The sequence below is a fragment of the Alkalihalobacterium sp. APHAB7 genome (genome assembly GCF_048323755.1).
Lineage (GTDB): Bacteria > Bacillota > Bacilli > Bacillales > Bacillaceae_F > Alkalihalobacterium.
On record NZ_JBLWFS010000007.1, the window covers coordinates 37,525 to 54,133 of the forward strand.

Sequence of the window (16,609 nt, forward strand, 5' to 3'; positions counted from 1 at the left end):
ATGGGATAGGAGTGTAGAAAATGTCAGCAACGATTATTAGTGGGAAAGAGTTAGCAGCTAGCAAAAGACAAGAAATGAAAGTAGAAGTAGAACAACTTAGTAAAGAGGGGATTGTCCCAGGTTTAGCTGTGATTTTAATCGGAGATCACCCCGCTTCTAAGTCTTATGTATCCGGAAAAGTAAAGGCATGTGAGGAAGTGGGCATCCGTTCATTACTTATTAAGAAATCAGAAGATATTTCTGAAGAAGAACTGTTAAATTTAATTGATAGTTTAAATAATGATAAGGAAGTACACGGAATTCTTGTTCAACTTCCATTACCAAAGCATATTTCAGAAAGAGCAGTAATTGAAAAAATCAGTCCAGAAAAAGATGTCGATGGCTTCCATCCGATCAGTATTGGAAAAATGATGATTGGGGAAGAAACGTTCCTTCCTTGTACTCCATTTGGCATTGTTGAAATGCTGAAGTCTAAAGGTATTAAATTAGAGGGTAAACATGTAGTCGTGATTGGGAGAAGTAATATTGTTGGAAAGCCAGTTGGACAACTATTATTAAATGAGAATGCAACTGTTACATACTGTCATTCACGTACAGAAAATATGAAGGATATAACAAAACAAGCAGATATATTAATCGTTGCTGTAGGGAAAGCAAACTTTGTTGATGCAAGTTATGTAAAAGAAGGAGCAGCAGTTATTGATGTCGGTGTCAATCGCCTTGAAACAGGGAAATTGTGCGGGGATGTTGTTTTTGATGATGTAAAAGAAGTTGCATCGTACTTAACACCTGTTCCTGGTGGAGTTGGACCGATGACAATTACGATGCTATTGTATAACACGATTATTTCGGCAAAGCGAGGTTAAGATAAGGAGCCGTTCTTATGTCTAGGGAAAATATATTATCTGTAACGGAAGTGACTCGATACATAAAAAGGCAATTCGAAGCTGACGATGTTCTGCAAAATGTTTGGATTAGAGGTGAACTTTCTAACTTTAAGCATCATAACCGCGGGCATATGTACTTTACCATTAAGGATGAACAAGCACGAATGCAAGCGGTCATGTTTGCAGGGAATAATCGATTTCTAAAGTTTAAACCAGAAGATGGTATGAAAGTGCTTATTCGTGGTGAAATCACTGTATATGAATCATATGGACAGTACCAAATGTATGCTAGAGAAATGCAACCAGATGGTGTCGGAAGTCTGTATATGGCCTATGAACAATTAAAGGAAAAGTTAGAAATTGAGGGCCTTTTTTCTCCGCATTTGAAAAAGCCTCTTCCAAACTATTCTATGAGAATTGCGATTGCCACTTCACCAACAGGGGCAGCGATTCGGGATATTATTACAACAATAAAAAGAAGATTTCCAATTGCTACTATTACGTTATTACCCGTATTGGTGCAGGGTGAAGGCGCCGCACCTTCGATTGTAAAAGCTATCAGACAAGCAAATGCAGTCAATATGTTTGATGTGTTAATTATCGGTCGCGGTGGAGGGTCTATTGAGGAACTCTGGGCTTTTAATGAAGAAGCAGTAGCGCGTGCTATTTATGAATCGACAGTTCCTATTATATCTGCAGTAGGTCATGAAACGGACTTTACAATTGCTGACTTTGTTGCAGATATTCGAGCTGCAACACCAACAGCAGCAGCAGAATTAGCCGTTCCAGAACTAAAAGAATTAGTTAAAGCTATTGATTTGCAAAAGCTTAGATTACGACGAGCTTTAATGGAGAAGGTCGAGCGAGAAAAGCAGAGGTTAAACCGTTTACAAAAATCCTATGCCTTTCGCTACCCACAGCAATTAGTTCATCAAAAAGAGCAAGAGCTTGACCGTTTGTATGATCGTCTTGAACGTGAAATGCGCCGACTTATAGATAAGCGGTCAGAACAGATAAATCAGTTAACGAAAGACATAATGAGAAATCATCCCAATGCAAAGCTGTTGGAAGCTAAGCAACAGTCATTATTTTTAAGAGACCAACTTTTAAGGAATATGAAATGGCTGCTAAAGGAAAAACAAAACCAATTTCAAAATCGAGTACAGACACTAGAAGTACTAAGTCCGTTGCGAATGATGGAACGTGGGTATAGTTTAGCTTTTAACGATCGTAACGAGTTAGTAAAATCAATAACTGATGTGAGTCTAGATGACGCAGTTCAGATCAGAGTCATGGATGGAACTGTGAATTGTCAAGTTGTAGATACGAAAAAGGAAACTTTATTAAAGGTGGATGAGTGATGAGCGAGCAAAACCGAGAGGAATTATCTTTTGAAGATGCAATAAATGAGCTTGAAAGTGTCGTTGAAAAGCTTGAGCAAGGTGACGTACCATTAGAAGAAGCGATTTCAATGTTTCAACAAGGTATGAACTTATCGAAGCTTTGTCACGATAAGCTGACAGTAGTTGAAAAGCAATTAGAACAAATTTTAACTGAAGATGGTCAAATAGAAGAAGTATCGTTTCAGGAGGATCAAGCAGAGTGATTGATCTAAAACAATTTTTACAAAAAAGCAAAATAGAGATTGAACAACAATTACCAAAGTGTATTAGTCACTTAGAAGCTCCATCCACTCTGAAAGAAGCGATGCTTTACTCGCTCTCTGCTGGTGGAAAACGAGTTCGTCCAGTGTTATTATTAGCCACTCTTCATGCTTTTAATCGTGATGAAAAAATTGGAACTAGTATCGCGTGCGCCATAGAAATGTTGCATACATATTCTTTAATACATGATGACTTACCGGCAATGGATGATGATGATTTACGAAGAGGAAAACCAACGAACCATAAAGTCTTTGGTGAAGCAATGGCTATTCTTGCAGGAGATGCGCTGCTTACTTATTCATTTCAATTAATTAGTGAAATGAACAGCTCAAATGTAACTGATGGAATGAAGGTAAAGCTAATCCAAGAACTTGCAAAAGCAGCAGGTCCTGAGGGAATGGTCGGGGGACAAGTTGCTGATATGGAAGGTGAAGGGAAAAATCTTACCTTAGAGGAATTAGAGTACATCCACCATCATAAAACAGGCGACCTTTTAACGTACGCCGTTTTAGCTGGGGCTATTTTAGCTCAAGCAAATGAGGAAGAGATTGACCAATTACGCTTATTTGGAAAAGAACTTGGTCTCGTTTTTCAAATCAAGGATGATATTCTTGATATTGAGGGGGACGCAGCTATGATTGGTAAGCCTATAGGTAGTGATTTCGATAGCGAAAAAAGTACTTATCCATCACTATTAACGATGGACGGTGCAAAAGAAAAATTATTCGAGCATACAAATCGCGCAAAAGAATATTTATATAATGTAAAGCTTGAAAACTCATTGTTAATGGAGCTTACCGACTATATTGTGGAAAGAGATCACTAAACTGTTAGGGATGGAAACATGTTTTACGGCTGACAGACATTTTCATTGAGCGATTTTCTATCTAGTGATATAATAACTCTACAAAGAGAGTGGTGCAGTATTCTAGTCGGCTCTCTATTCTTGAAGGCGGGGCTAAAAATCCGCTAAAGGGCACATCGATGAAGCTCCTTGTGTCGGCTTGAGGCGCCCAGCTTTGGGTCGGCGCTGGGTGTTAAGGTGTGAGGGCGATCCACAAAGGCATGTGGGCGTTGACCCTCACACCGTGGAGGCCTTATTTTACTGCTGTATGCAGTGCATACAAACGGTGGTAACATTAGGTATGAACCTGCTAAGGCAAACTTGGGTAGTTCTGCCAGCAGCGTAGCCTGCCTTGAGTGGAGTTAGAGGGGATTATGGAAGTGGGCGTAAAGGTTGTCGGCCAACAACGTTTACTCTTTGCCATATGAAATCTGCTCTGCAAAAGAGGATAAAAGAGTAGCAAGGAGCTGTTGAGGAAAACTCCTAGACTGTTCGCAAGACATTTAAAGAGGATTGAAGTGTGGACTAAGTGGTAATCCAGTCTAGCGTTTGGTGACGGCGCTAAGATAGGTTTAAAGGGAAACCGCCAGAGCGGCGACGCTTCGGTACGTATCTGGGAAATCCTACTGGACCTAAGCCACAGCGTTTACTCTTTAAATGACCACTCAGCATTATACATATATATTATAAGTGATGTGTAATGTTGGACTGTGTCTCTTTTAATTTAAAAAGATAGGTGACAAATAATATAAATGAAACACTCATTTATTAAATCCATAAATTGGAGTTTAGGAATTGCCGTTATCACACTTGTGTTAGCGGCTATTTTTTCAGTTATATCGACGTTTCTCTTAAGTGGCGTAACTTGGAGCATAGGTATGCTTATAGTGTTTTTTATTGTATTAATAGGTGTCTTTTTTGATACAATTGGTGTAGCCGCGACCGCTGCTGATGAAGCTCCTTTCCATGCGATGGCTGCAAGGAAACTAACAGGAGCAAAACATGCTGTAAAAATAACAAGAAACGCAGATCGCTTTGCAAATTTTTGTAATGATGTAATTGGTGATATAGCAGGAATTGTGAGTGGAACTGCTTCAGCATATGTAGTACTTCAGCTTGCTTTACAGCTTGGACACGGTGAGGAAACGCTATACCAATTCTTTATTTCTGTTTTATTTACAAGTGTAGTGGCCGCATTAACTGTTGGGGGAAAGTCTATAGGAAAAACGATGGCTATCCAATATTCTACTCCTATTATCTATCAAGTCGGTAGAATATTATATATTTTAGAGGTAAAATTAAAAATAACACTTTTTGTTAATAATGGTAAGAACGGAAAAAGTAAAAAAAAGAGATAAGAATAATTGAAAGTGAGGGTTCTTAATGGAACTTGAAAATATAAAAGACCCTAGTATGTTAAAGCAACTATCCAAATCAGAATTAGAAGAATTAGCATCTGAAATTCGTCACTTTCTAATAGAAAAGTTATCGGTTACAGGTGGTCACTTAGGTCCTAACTTGGGTGTTGTTGAGCTTACAATGGTTCTACATTACTGTTTAGAAAGTCCGAAAGATAAAATTATCTGGGATGTAGGACACCAAGCTTACGTCCATAAAATTCTTACTGGCAGAGCTGACCAGTTTGACACCTTACGTCAATACAAAGGTTTATGTGGTTTTCCAAAAAGAAGTGAAAGTGAACACGATGTGTGGGAAACTGGACACAGTTCGACTTCTTTATCGGCTGCGATGGGAATGGCAACAGCACGTGACTTAAAAGGAACGGATGAAACAGTCGTTGCTGTTATTGGTGATGGAGCGTTAACCGGGGGAATGGCTTTAGAAGCATTAAACCATATTGGTCATGAACAAAAAGATATTATTGTGATCCTAAATGACAATGAAATGTCTATTGCGCCGAACGTAGGTGCCCTTCACAATGTTTTAGGCCGGTTAAGAACAGCTGGGAAGTATCATAAAGCTAAAGAAGAATTAGAGATGCTAATTCGAAAAATCCCTGCTTTCGGTGGGAAATTGGCTACAACAGCTGAAAGAGTCAAAGACAGCTTAAAATATTTACTCGTTTCAGGTATCTTCTTTGAAGAATTAGGATTTACTTATTTAGGACCAGTTGATGGTCATGATTTTGATGACTTACTTGAAAATATGAAGTATGCCAAGAAGACAAAAGGACCTGTACTCATTCATGTTCTAACGAAAAAAGGAAAAGGCTACGGCCCTGCAGAAAACGATGCAGAAGGAACGTGGCATGGCTTAGGGCCATATAAGATCGAGTCTGGAGAAGTAGTGAAAAAACCTGGACCACCAAGCTATAGTGGTGTATTTAGTGATACACTTAAAAAAATTGCTAGAGAAGATAAACGATTAGTAGCTATTACAGCAGCGATGCCTGGTGGAACAAAGTTGGATAAGTTCGCAACAGAATTTCCTGATCGAATGATTGATGTCGGGATAGCTGAGCAGCATGCAACAACAATGGCTGGCGGATTAGCTACACAAGGAATAAAGCCTGTATTTGCAGTTTATTCAACATTTTTACAAAGAGGGTATGATCAAGTCGTACATGATATTTGTCGTCAAAACTTAAATGTTGTGTTTGCAATTGACCGAGCTGGACTTGTAGGTGCAGATGGCGAAACACACCAAGGTGTATTTGATATAGCCTACCTTCGTCATCTCCCAAATATGGTAATATTGATGCCAAAAGATGAAAATGAACTTCAACATATGATTTATACGGCAGTGCAATATGACGATGGTCCGATTGCTGTCCGCTATCCTCGAGGAAATGGTTACGGAATTAAAATGGATGAACAATTGAAGCAAATACCAATTGGAACGTGGGAAGTGCTTGAAGACGGTAATGATGCCTGTATACTGACATTTGGTACAATGATCCCAGTAGCTGAAGAAGCAGCTCGTCAACTTGCCTTACAAGGAGTATCAGTTAAAATAGTAAATGCTCGTTCAGTCAAACCGCTAGATGAGCGGATGTTAACTGAACTTGCGGAAGCTAACATTCCGATCCTTACATTAGAGGAAACGTCTGTACAAGGAAGCTTTGGAAGTGCAGTACTAGAATTTTTCCACGACCATGATTTCCACAATGTTGTTGTCGAGCGAATGGGCATACCAGATCAGTTTATTGAACATGGTAGTGTCTCTCAACTACTTGAGGAAATTGGTTTAACCTCGGGGAAAGTTGCAGAAAAAATTACGGCAATGGTCCCTCGAAAAAGACAACGGGCGTAAAGATGAGCAAAAAAGAGCGTATTGATGTTTTATTAGTAGATAAAGGTTTAATTGAAACAAGGGAAAAAGCTAAACGGGCAGTTATGGCGGGTTTAGTCTATGTAGAAAGTGAACGTATTGACAAGCCTGGAATGAAAATCAGTATAGATGCACCTTTAACCGTTAAAGGAGATGTATTACCTTATGTTAGCCGTGGAGGTTTAAAGCTTGAAAAAGCGATGAAGGTGTTCGATCTTCAGTTAGAGGGTGCTGTCGTCTTAGATATAGGGGCTTCGACGGGAGGGTTTACCGACTGTGCTCTCCAAAATGGCGCAAAAAAAGTGTATGCCTTAGATGTAGGGTATAACCAATTAGCTTGGAAGTTAAGAACAGATGAACGAGTCTGTGTTATGGAGCGAACGAATTTCCGCTATGTCAAGGCAGAAGATCTAATCCATGGTCTTCCTAACTTTGCAACAATTGATGTCTCTTTTATTTCTTTAAAACTTATTCTTCCTGTTTTAAAAACATTGCTGTTAGAAAACAGTCATGTGATCGCTTTAATAAAACCACAATTTGAAGCAGGGAGAGAAGAAGTAGGTAAAAAGGGGATCGTTCGTGAGGCAAAAACTCATATTAAAGTTGTACAAGACATTACAGATTTTTCTAGAAACGAAGGTTATGAAATTGCAGGTATTGACTACTCGCCAATAAAAGGTGGCGAGGGTAATATTGAATTCTTGTTACATCTACGATGGAATACCAAAGAAGATATCGTTCCTCCTTCGTTTACTGTAGAAGAAGTTGTAAGTCAAGCACATGAACAATTGAAGAAAGATTAAACAGAGGAGGCAATAAGCCCCTCTGTTTTTTTTAGGGTAAGCTGTGTTAAATTATATTGATATCCTTTGATTTTGGTCTCATCGTGTGAAATGTTAATTCACTTTTTTAACAGCACTTTAGGGTAAGTTGTGATTTTTTATGCAATAGCGAATAAACTTGGGGCTTTATTATTTATACATTAATTATTATAAATATTTGTAAATACCTTGAATTCATTGAAGATACATGTAAAATAATGAATATACAATTAGTGAATATTGATTAAATGAATGAGTAGGTGGATGAAATGAATAAAGGACAGCGACATATTAAAATAAGAGAAATTATCACTAATCAAGAAATAGAAACACAAGACGATTTAGTCGAACAACTGAAAACTTCAGGTTACAATGTAACACAAGCAACCGTATCACGTGACATTAAGGAGTTACATTTAGTAAAAGTACCGATGATCGATGGTAGGTATAAATATAGCTTACCGGCAGATCAACGTTTTAATCCATTGCAAAAGTTAAAAAGAGCACTAATGGATAGCTTTGTAAGTATAGATCGTTCTGAAAATATGATCGTTATGAAAACATTACCAGGGAATGCTAATTCGATCGGTGCACTGATTGATAATTTGGATTGGAATGAAATTATGGGCACGATTTGTGGAGATGATACAATATTAATCATCTGTAAACATAAAGAGGATAGTCCGAGTATTACTGAACGTTTTTTAGAAATGCTATAGAGGGTGAATGTTATGCTAGTAGAACTGTCCATCAAAAACTTTGCCATTATTGACGAGTTAACAGTTTCGTTGAATAAAGGTTTAACTGTACTAACAGGTGAAACAGGTGCAGGAAAATCGATTATTATCGATGCTATCGGCTTGTTAGTCGGTGGCAGAGGTTCAACTGAATTTATACGGTATGGTGCCAATCGTGCAGAAATTGAAGGATTATTTTCTATTGAACAGGATCATCCTGTAATTGAGAAAGCAAAGTCACTAGGTATTGATGTTGAAGAGGGAATGATCGTTGTTCGCCGGGATTTAACGACGCACGGAAAGAGTATATGTCGATTAAACGGTAAGTTGGTGACCTTAGGGATCATTCGAGAAATTGGACAAACGTTAGTTGATATTCATGGCCAGCATGAACATCAAGCTTTACTTCAACAAGAGCGTCATATTTCTTTTTTAGATAGTTTTGCCAAGAGTTCTTTAAAACCAACGAAAAGTGAATATCAATCGCTATTTAAAAAGTTTAGCAACGTCAAAAATCAATTAGAACAAATGAATAAAAATGAACAGGAATTAGCTCATCGCTTAGACCTAATTCAGTATCAATTAAAAGAAATTGAAAAAGCAGATTTAAGACCGCAAGAAGATGAAGGTTTATTAGTAGAAAAACTAAAGTTAGCTAATAACGAGAAGCTTTATAAAGCTCTTCATGATAGCTACAACAGCCTTTACGGTGAAGGGAAGGGGCTGGATTGGATACATAATGCTTTAAGTCATGTGGAAGAAGCAGCAGGAATAGATCCTGAATTACAATCGCTTGTCGAAACAGTTTCTAACTGTTATTACTTACTTGAAGAAGCATCTTTTACATTAAGCCATCAATTTGAGAATTTAGAATTTGATCCAAAACGTCTTGAAATGATTGAAACTCGGTTGAATGAAATTAGCTTTTTAAAAAAGAAATATGGTACATCTGTTAATGAAATTTTAGAATATGCTGCAAAAGTTGAAGATGAACTCGATACTCTCGTGAATAAGGAAGATCGAATTCAAAGTTTGCAAATTGAATTAGATGCGCTTCGATTAGATCTTGAAGTTGAAGCAAATGCATTATCAGCAATTAGAAAAAAAACGGCAATGCAATTAAGTGATGCTGTTCATGAACAATTACAAGCTCTCTACATGGAAAAAACAAAATTTTCAGTTGAAATGAATAAATTACCAAATGGTCGATTTACAGAAGAAGGCGTGGATACTGCTGAATTTTATTTATCACCTAATCCAGGTGAACCATTAAAACCGTTGTCAAAAGTAGCCTCTGGCGGGGAAATTTCGAGAATAATGTTAGCTATGAAAACCATTTTTTCTTCAGGGCAAGGAGTTACTTCATTAATCTTTGATGAAGTAGATACTGGAGTGAGTGGCAGGGTAGCACAAGCTATCGCAGAGAAGATACATCAAATCGCAACAAAATCTCAAGTATTGTGTATTACTCATCTTCCACAAGTTGCAGCAATGGCAGACCAACATTTATATATATGCAAACAGCAAATCGAGGAAAGAACGAAAACCAATGTTAGGCAACTTTCAAATGAAGAAAAGGTTGATGAAATTGCAAGGATGATTTCGGGCGTTGAAGTGACTGAACTTACGAAGGAACACGCTAATGAATTACTACTATTAGCAGAGCAAATAAAAACCAATACATGAAAAGTCAGCCAAATAAGGCTGGCTTTTTATTTAGATCAGCGGTTATAAATGACTTAAAACAAGGCAACATTAGTAATACAGCAAACATGGAGGTGTGTGTAAGGAGCGAGGAGAGTGAATTAGTTGTATTCAGAACAAATTAGAAAAATTATAGGAACAATTCTCCTTGTTTTTGTCATCGGTATTGGCTTTTATAAGCCTGTACATGAGTGGATTAACATTCCTTCTCAAGTAGTAGTATTTGAAGGAGTGGAACAACAATTAGTTAAATCAGCACCTGAATTAGGAAACCTCACAGCTCAGACAGACCAGGATCATCTCAGGTTTAATACGATTAACCATGATGAAGAACAGGCTGCTATAACTGTAATAGCCCAAGGGCAAGGGGATGGTGAGGTGACAGTTCAGTCAGGGTCTTTGCCTGTAAAGAAAGTAGATGTCAAAGTTTTGCCGGAAATTAAAGTTATACCTGGAGGCCAATCAATAGGAGTTAAATTAAACACAGATGGAGTTTTAGTCGTAGGACATCATTTAATTCAAACAGATGATGGAGAGGAATCACCCGGTGAGATTGCTGGAATTGAAGTAGGTGACATGATTACAGAAATTAATGGTGAAAAGATAACGAGAATGAGCCAAGTGGCAGCGTTTGTTCAAGAAGCCGGTGAAAAAGATGAGAAACTGGACATTCAAGTTAAACGTGATAAGAAAACGTTGCAAAAAAAATTGTTACCATTAAAGGCTAAGGGAGAAAGTTCGTATCGATTAGGACTATATATTCGAGATTCCGCTGCTGGAGTAGGAACATTAACTTTCTATGATCCAAAGTCAAAGAAATACGGTGCGTTAGGTCATGTTATTTCTGATGTTGATACGAAAAAACCAATTGTTGTCCATGATGGGCAAATCATACGATCTTCGGTTACTTCGATAGAAAAAGGGAGCAACGGTGATCCAGGGGAAAAATTAGCAAGTTTTTCCGACCAACGACATGTATTAGGTAGTATAACTAAAAATAGTTCATTTGGAATCTTTGGTGAATTAAATTCACCAGAAGAAGTAAAGAACGATTTGATCGACAAAGAAATGCCAATTACATTATCTTCGCAGGTTAAAGAAGGACCAGCGAAAATTTTAACCGTCGTTGAAGGGGAAAAAGTCCAAGAGTACGATATAGAAATTATTAGTTCGACCCCTCAAAAGTACCCTGCTACAAAAGGGCTAGTTCTAAAAGTTACTGACAAAGACTTAATCGAAGCTACAGGCGGAATTGTACAAGGGATGAGCGGTAGCCCGATCATACAAGATGGAAAAGTAGTCGGAGCTGTGACACATGTATTTGTTAATGATCCAACATCTGGCTATGGGTGTCATATTGAATGGATGCTACAAGAAGCTGGTATTGATATTTATGAAAAGAAAGATGACAGTGCGAAGGCGAGCTAAGCTCGTCTTTTTTTATGCTAAGAAGTGTGCTTAGCTTTACATTTCATCGGTCTCGAGGTCCATTACCTCCTGAAACACTCACCAAAAAGGACAAGATTGCTTGATGATTAAAAAATATCTTTCACTTTTCACTTTTCTTTTTGGAGCTTTAACAAAAACCGTCTATATCTTACAATTTATTTATGATACGATTAATAATAAGTCAATGTAGACATATAATTGAAATGTATTGCAAAAACAACAACAAATAAAGAATTTTCGACAAAAGTGTAATATATTACATTTTTAATATCGAAAAAGATCGAATTTTATATTATAACGCATTTGTTTCATAAAAAACAATATTTTTTTAGAGAAATTTAGAAATTTTAAAGGAGTTTTAATAACGGTGTCGAAATTGTTGTTTGGAACATATACTTTGACATTTATTTTATTACTATAGAAGTTGAGGAGGACGTCGTGTGCAAAAGGTGAAGGTATGTATAGCTGATGATAACCGAGAGTTGGTTGGTTTATTAAATGAGTATATTTCTGCTCAAGATGATATGGAAGTTGTAGGGGTGGCTTACAATGGTCAGGAGTGTTTAAAGATTGTAGAAGAAAAACAGCCTGATGTACTTATTCTTGATATTATTATGCCTCATTTAGATGGCTTAGCGGTATTAGAGAAGATGAATCAATTGGGGCTTAAGAAAAAAACAAACATCATTATGTTGACTGCTTTTGGTCAAGAAGATGTTACAAAGAAGGCAGTGGATTTAGGGGCCTCTTATTACATCCTTAAACCGTTTGATATGGATACACTTATTTCAAACATTCGCGAAATTAGTGGCCAAAAGCAAACATTTATTCAAAATACAGTTTCTTATCAACAGCAAACACAATATAAGTCTCCAACAAAAGAATTTAATTTAGATGCGAGCATAACAAATATTATCCATGAGATTGGAGTTCCGGCTCATATTAAAGGGTATATGTATTTGAGAGAAGCGATTACTATGGTGTATAACGATATTGAACTATTAGGCTCAATTACAAAGGTGTTATATCCAGACATTGCAAAGAAATTTAATACGACAGCAAGTCGTGTAGAACGTGCGATTCGCCATGCGATTGAAGTCGCATGGAGCCGTGGGAACATCGATTCCATTTCGTCACTATTTGGTTACACAGTGAGCCACTCAAAAGCAAAACCAACGAATAGTGAATTTATCGCAATGGTTGCTGATAAATTAAGAATTGAACATAAGGTAAGTTGAAAGGATCGAAAATAGATAAAAGAGGCTGACTGTAGAGTTAGCCTCTTTATTTTTGTTCGTGTATATAGTTTTTAAATAAACGGACAATGACATCAGTTCCGACCATAGGGGTGATGTGTTCGATTTCTTCTGTTTCCAAATTATACGTAATTAAAAAGCGTTCATCACAATACTCCGCTTGATAAACTTCCCGGTCATTATGTTCATGTAAAAATTGAAACATCTTTTCACCTCCAGCATTTCTGTTATTTTTTCCTTGTCCCTTTTACCTTATACCGATTATCTATATGGTTGAAATATGCCGTATTGGAACATACTATCAAAAAAGACACGAGGGGTATTTAGTATGAATCGTTTCATGCGTGGAGTATGTTATGAAGGACAAATTACAAAAGACTTAGTGAAGGTTATTCCGCCAAAAAGCATCGTTGTACTGCACCATGAAGATATTGACAGTACGGCCGCAGATGCGTTAATTGATAAAAAAGTTAAGGCAGTTATAAATGTAAAGCGTTCAATGACAGGCAAGTACGACCATAATGGTGTATTAGAATTGTTAGAAGCTCAAATACCTGTGTATGACATTGTTGAAATAGTAGATCGTAATTTCTCCTTACATTTATCAAAAGCAAGAATAATAAATAACGAGCTTTTTTTATATGAAGAAAATAAGTGGTTTAACGTGGCGAAATTATATCGATATACAATTAAATGGGTGAACGATCTAAAAAAAGTAGCCTTTTTTCATTCGACTGATACATATAAGGGATTTGTAGATAATTCCCTTTCCTATGCGAACAGAGAGTTGGGAGATTTTTTAAGTGAATATCAAAAGGTACAACTATTTAACGATCTAGATGGAAAAGAAGTAGTCATCGTTGTTAGAGGGTCAAAATATAAGAAAGATTTTCTGACGCTAATGCCAAAAATAAAGCGAAAGAAGCTACCAATAGTAGCAGTCGACGGGGCTGCAGACGGCTTAGCTGAATTAGGTGTGTTTCCAAATTATATTATTGGGGACATGGATTCAGTAAGTGAAAGGTTATTACAGTCAGGTGCAAAGCTTATTGCCCATTGTTATCTTAATGGAAATTCACCAGGGTATGAGCGTGTCTGTAAGTTAGGCTTACCGTGTGAAAAGCTGCCATTTGTAGGAACGAGTGAGGACGTTGCTGTGATTTTCTCTTATTGGGCAAACGCGAAAGTCATTTATTTAGTTGGCGGGCATAATTCGATGAATGATTTTTTAGAAAAAGGAAGAAATGGAATGGGTGCGACCCTTTTGACTCGAATGCAAGCTGGTCATCGGATTGTTGATTTAAGAGGGATCCACCGTTTGCAGTTAAACAGAGAGAAATTTTCACTGCCGATGTATCCTGTTGCGGGTAGTATTATGGCAATATTAATTTTGAGCTCTAGTTCTAAAATTCAATTGCTCTTCATGATTTTGTGGAATTGGATAAAAGTAGGAGGGTGAAAATAGCGAATGAGATCACGGACTAATTTCATTTTAATGCTTACTTTTTTATTAGGTGTTTTTGTTGGTGTCGTTGTCGATAAAGATTGGTTAAATGAGCAACAATTATTATATTTTAATCAACTTCAAACTGAGAATAGTTTATTAAAAGCGGAAAGAGATGGATGGTTATCTTTTGTTGCAGAAGAAATAGGATCAATACCACTTTATATCGCCTCAGAACAGGAAACGTATAGCAGTTTAGCCTTTTTGCTTGAAGAAATTGGGGCTGAGGTCAAACTGATTGAAAAAGGAGTAGAACCGATACTAGAAGGGAATGGCATACTTATTACTTTAGGAAATGAACTTTATAATGATTTTGAAGGACCCCATATGGCATTAGAAGCCATTCCTATGCATGAGATGGATGTGCAGAATTTTTACTTGACGTTACTACGACTTAAAGGAGAAATTTATACACATGAACATTCAAGCTAGTGTTGTAATTCCTGCGTTTAATGAACAGGAAAGAATAGAACATACACTAAAAACGTTAAAAGAACAACCATGGGTCCAAGAGATTATTACTGTAAATGATGGCAGTAGCGATGCAACTGGCGAGATTTGCGAAAACTTTAGTGATGTTACGGTCCACTTTAATTCCAATCTTGGAAAAGGCCAAGCCCTAAAAGCTGGTTGGGAAAAAGCAAATGGACTTTATATTGTTAGTCTGGATGCTGATATCGGTTCAACAGCAAGTGAAGGTATAAAATTATTAACACCATTAACGTATCCGTTTATTGATGTAGTAATAGGTACTCTTCCACCACCCAAGAAAAGAGGTTTTGGTCTTGTTAAACGAAAAGCTCAAAATGTCATTTATAAAAAGACTGGTAAGTGGATAACTGCACCTTTATCAGGTCAACGTGCATTTCATCGTAAATGGTTGCCCACATTGCTTGATAAAAATTATCACGGATTTGGAATTGAATTGGGCATGACAATCGACTTGATTAAAGCAGGAGCCCAGTTGGTTGAAGTGGACACCAATATAACCCATAGACATACTGGAAAAAACTTGCGTGGTTTTTTTCATCGTGGAAAGCAGTGGTTAGATATTGAAGCAGCATTGAGAGGTGGTTAAAGTGATTATTTTATCTTTTACATTACCTTTAGTAGCTATTGCCAGTATGCTTTTCTTTACACGTATGAACTGGACTTCAACAAACTTTTTAAAACGTTCTATTCCCTATAGCATTGGTTTTTTTGTACTATATAGCTACTTGACTTTTGCAATCTTTTCACCTTGGGAAATCTATGTATTTAGTGGTGTTAGTATGATTTACTTATGTGGGTTATGGTTGATTGGGTTGGTGGATGATGTTATGGGAGATAAGAGAACAAAAGGTTTAAAAGGACATATTCGGAAATTTATTCAAGAGGGAACTTTCAGTACGGCTTTACTGAAACTAACGGGCACGTTCATGTTAGCATATATATGGATTAGTTTAATGGTACCTGCAACAGTAGAGCAATGGATCCGATACTCGCTCATTTTAATTTTAACACCGCATGTCATGAACTTATTTGATACAAGACCACTTCGAGTATGGAAAGTATCGCTACTTCATGTTGCAATATTTTTACCGTATGTTGTAGTGAATGTTCCGTTTGCCTATTACTTATTTTTGTTATCATTCTTTTTTCTTTTCTATGTTTTAGATGGACATGCCGTTGCGATGTTAGGTGACAATGGAGCGACACTAATAGGTGGGATTTTAGCCATCGTCACTGTATTATATGCTCCAATCTTACAGCAATATATTGTCATTATCTTATTAATTTTATTAACCGTTATTGCTGAGCGGATTTCTTTTTCAAAGTGGATTGAAAAGCACCCAATAATGAAAAGAGTGGATCAATGGGGTTTATCAATAAAATAGATGAGGTTGATTTAAGTAGATTGAATTCCTAAAAAAACGATATATAGCAGAACAACGTAAACGGTTGTCACTATATATCGTGATATAAAGAGGGAATATGCTTAATTCAGCTTCTTTTTGGTTTCTTTTGAAAACGAGGAGAAACTTTGTTGTTTTTACGATCACGGTGAAAGATGAACCCACCAATAAAAGCAATCCCTAGTATACAGAGGATTAGACCTGCAATAAATTGAAACCATAGTGAGAAAAATGGAGTATGGAGAATTTGGAATACGGTATCCCGCATCAGCTTTATCCCATAACCTGCGATAATTGCCGGTATTACTAAAATCATTAATGCAATAAATCGTTGCATAGAAAATTATCCTTTCATTATTACTTTTTGAGGTGTTTCTAAAATTATATGGATTATAAAAGTGCTGCACTTTTATAAAAGGCTGTTTGCGTAAACTTTGTTGCTATTGGACCGTTTTTTGAATATAAATCAGCCCTAATGGATAAATTTATTTATCCATCTGGCTGATTTATATTCAAAAGCTTCACGCTAAAGCGTGAAGAACCAAGCTTTCGCTTGG

Annotated in this window: 17 protein-coding genes; 15 read left to right on the forward strand and 2 right to left on the reverse strand. The window is 36.9% G+C overall.

Features of this window, described 5'->3' with window-relative positions; translation table 11 throughout:
- Positions 1-20: 20 nt before the first annotated feature.
- The 11 genes from folD (at position 21) to spo0A (ending at position 12,635) form a co-directional block, all read left to right on the forward strand.
- Entirely contained in the window at positions 21-866 is an 846-nt protein-coding gene (gene folD / locus ACNSTQ_RS09165) for a bifunctional methylenetetrahydrofolate dehydrogenase/methenyltetrahydrofolate cyclohydrolase FolD (protein ID WP_418199541.1), read from the forward strand.
- Positions 867-883: 17 nt separating this feature from the next.
- A complete protein-coding gene (gene xseA, locus ACNSTQ_RS09170) occupies positions 884-2,248 on the forward strand; it encodes an exodeoxyribonuclease VII large subunit (protein ID WP_418199542.1) in 1,365 nt (454 codons plus the stop codon).
- Positions 2,248-2,493, forward strand: a complete 246-nt coding sequence (locus ACNSTQ_RS09175; RefSeq protein WP_418199543.1) for an exodeoxyribonuclease VII small subunit — start codon at positions 2,248-2,250, stop codon at positions 2,491-2,493. The genes xseA and ACNSTQ_RS09175 overlap by 1 nt, the downstream gene beginning before the upstream one ends.
- A complete protein-coding gene (locus tag ACNSTQ_RS09180) occupies positions 2,493-3,377 on the forward strand; it encodes a polyprenyl synthetase family protein (RefSeq protein WP_418199688.1) in 885 nt (294 codons plus the stop codon). The genes ACNSTQ_RS09175 and ACNSTQ_RS09180 overlap by 1 nt, the downstream gene beginning before the upstream one ends.
- 770 nt (positions 3,378-4,147) lie before the next feature.
- On the forward strand, positions 4,148-4,753 hold the full coding sequence (locus tag ACNSTQ_RS09185) for a hypothetical protein (protein WP_418199544.1): 606 nt from the start codon (positions 4,148-4,150) through the stop codon (positions 4,751-4,753).
- A gap of 25 nt (positions 4,754-4,778) precedes the next feature.
- Complete coding sequence (gene dxs, locus ACNSTQ_RS09190) at positions 4,779-6,668, forward strand: 1-deoxy-D-xylulose-5-phosphate synthase (RefSeq protein WP_418199545.1); 1,890 nt, start codon at positions 4,779-4,781, stop codon at positions 6,666-6,668.
- 2 nt (positions 6,669-6,670) lie between these two features.
- Complete coding sequence (locus tag ACNSTQ_RS09195) at positions 6,671-7,489, forward strand: TlyA family RNA methyltransferase (RefSeq protein WP_418199546.1); 819 nt, start codon at positions 6,671-6,673, stop codon at positions 7,487-7,489.
- Positions 7,490-7,776: 287 nt separating this feature from the next.
- On the forward strand, positions 7,777-8,226 hold the full coding sequence (gene ahrC, locus ACNSTQ_RS09200) for a transcriptional regulator AhrC/ArgR (protein ID WP_418199547.1): 450 nt from the start codon (positions 7,777-7,779) through the stop codon (positions 8,224-8,226).
- Between the two features lie 12 nt (positions 8,227-8,238).
- Positions 8,239-9,930 (forward strand): DNA repair protein RecN, encoded by a 1,692-nt coding sequence (gene recN, locus ACNSTQ_RS09205; RefSeq protein ID WP_418199548.1) that lies wholly within the window; start codon positions 8,239-8,241, stop codon positions 9,928-9,930.
- Between the two features lie 123 nt (positions 9,931-10,053).
- Entirely contained in the window at positions 10,054-11,376 is a 1,323-nt protein-coding gene (gene spoIVB, locus ACNSTQ_RS09210; protein WP_418199549.1) for a SpoIVB peptidase, read from the forward strand.
- A 461-nt stretch (positions 11,377-11,837) separates the two neighbouring features.
- Positions 11,838-12,635 carry a sporulation transcription factor Spo0A gene (gene spo0A, locus ACNSTQ_RS09215; protein ID WP_418199550.1) on the forward strand — a complete coding sequence of 266 codons (798 nt, stop codon included), beginning with the start codon at positions 11,838-11,840 and terminating at the stop codon, positions 12,633-12,635.
- Positions 12,636-12,681: 46 nt separating this feature from the next.
- Here the strand turns inward: spo0A and ACNSTQ_RS09220 are convergent, their stop codons facing one another.
- Positions 12,682-12,858 (reverse strand): hypothetical protein, encoded by a 177-nt coding sequence (locus ACNSTQ_RS09220; RefSeq protein ID WP_418199551.1) that lies wholly within the window; start codon positions 12,856-12,858, stop codon positions 12,682-12,684.
- 123 nt (positions 12,859-12,981) lie between these two features.
- Between ACNSTQ_RS09220 and steA the strand changes: the two genes are divergently transcribed.
- The 4 genes from steA to ACNSTQ_RS09240 are packed head-to-tail and all read left to right on the forward strand — an operon-like array spanning position 12,982 to position 16,034.
- Positions 12,982-14,112, forward strand: coding sequence for a putative cytokinetic ring protein SteA (gene steA / locus ACNSTQ_RS09225; protein ID WP_418199552.1), 1,131 nt, complete (start codon positions 12,982-12,984; stop codon positions 14,110-14,112).
- 9 nt (positions 14,113-14,121) lie between these two features.
- Positions 14,122-14,589 carry a hypothetical protein gene (locus tag ACNSTQ_RS09230; protein WP_418199553.1) on the forward strand — a complete coding sequence of 156 codons (468 nt, stop codon included), beginning with the start codon at positions 14,122-14,124 and terminating at the stop codon, positions 14,587-14,589.
- Positions 14,573-15,235: a glycosyltransferase family 2 protein gene (locus tag ACNSTQ_RS09235; RefSeq protein WP_418199554.1), complete on the forward strand. Its 663-nt coding sequence runs from the start codon at positions 14,573-14,575 to the stop codon at positions 15,233-15,235. The genes ACNSTQ_RS09230 and ACNSTQ_RS09235 overlap by 17 nt, the downstream gene beginning before the upstream one ends.
- A gap of 1 nt (position 15,236) precedes the next feature.
- Positions 15,237-16,034, forward strand: coding sequence for a hypothetical protein (locus ACNSTQ_RS09240; protein ID WP_418199555.1), 798 nt, complete (start codon positions 15,237-15,239; stop codon positions 16,032-16,034).
- A 106-nt stretch (positions 16,035-16,140) separates the two neighbouring features.
- On the opposite strand, the gene ACNSTQ_RS09245 is transcribed toward ACNSTQ_RS09240, so the two are convergent.
- Positions 16,141-16,389 (reverse strand): DUF2627 domain-containing protein, encoded by a 249-nt coding sequence (locus tag ACNSTQ_RS09245; protein WP_418199556.1) that lies wholly within the window; start codon positions 16,387-16,389, stop codon positions 16,141-16,143.
- Between the last annotated feature and the right edge of the window lie 220 nt (positions 16,390-16,609).

Coding starts and splice junctions, on each gene's coding strand:
- folD (WP_418199541.1), top strand. CDS start 21: ATGTCAGCAACGATTATTAGTGGGAAAGAGTTAGCAGCTAGCAAAAGA.
- xseA (WP_418199542.1), top strand. CDS start 884: ATGTCTAGGGAAAATATATTATCTGTAACGGAAGTGACTCGATACATA.
- ACNSTQ_RS09175 (WP_418199543.1), top strand. CDS start 2,248: ATGAGCGAGCAAAACCGAGAGGAATTATCTTTTGAAGATGCAATAAAT.
- ACNSTQ_RS09185 (WP_418199544.1), top strand. CDS start 4,148: ATGAAACACTCATTTATTAAATCCATAAATTGGAGTTTAGGAATTGCC.
- dxs (WP_418199545.1), top strand. CDS start 4,779: ATGGAACTTGAAAATATAAAAGACCCTAGTATGTTAAAGCAACTATCC.
- ACNSTQ_RS09195 (WP_418199546.1), top strand. CDS start 6,671: ATGAGCAAAAAAGAGCGTATTGATGTTTTATTAGTAGATAAAGGTTTA.
- ahrC (WP_418199547.1), top strand. CDS start 7,777: ATGAATAAAGGACAGCGACATATTAAAATAAGAGAAATTATCACTAAT.
- recN (WP_418199548.1), top strand. CDS start 8,239: ATGCTAGTAGAACTGTCCATCAAAAACTTTGCCATTATTGACGAGTTA.
- ACNSTQ_RS09220 (WP_418199551.1), bottom strand. CDS start 12,858: ATGTTTCAATTTTTACATGAACATAATGACCGGGAAGTTTATCAAGCG.
- steA (WP_418199552.1), top strand. CDS start 12,982: ATGAATCGTTTCATGCGTGGAGTATGTTATGAAGGACAAATTACAAAA.
- ACNSTQ_RS09230 (WP_418199553.1), top strand. CDS start 14,122: ATGAGATCACGGACTAATTTCATTTTAATGCTTACTTTTTTATTAGGT.
- ACNSTQ_RS09235 (WP_418199554.1), top strand. CDS start 14,573: ATGAACATTCAAGCTAGTGTTGTAATTCCTGCGTTTAATGAACAGGAA.
- ACNSTQ_RS09245 (WP_418199556.1), bottom strand. CDS start 16,389: ATGCAACGATTTATTGCATTAATGATTTTAGTAATACCGGCAATTATC.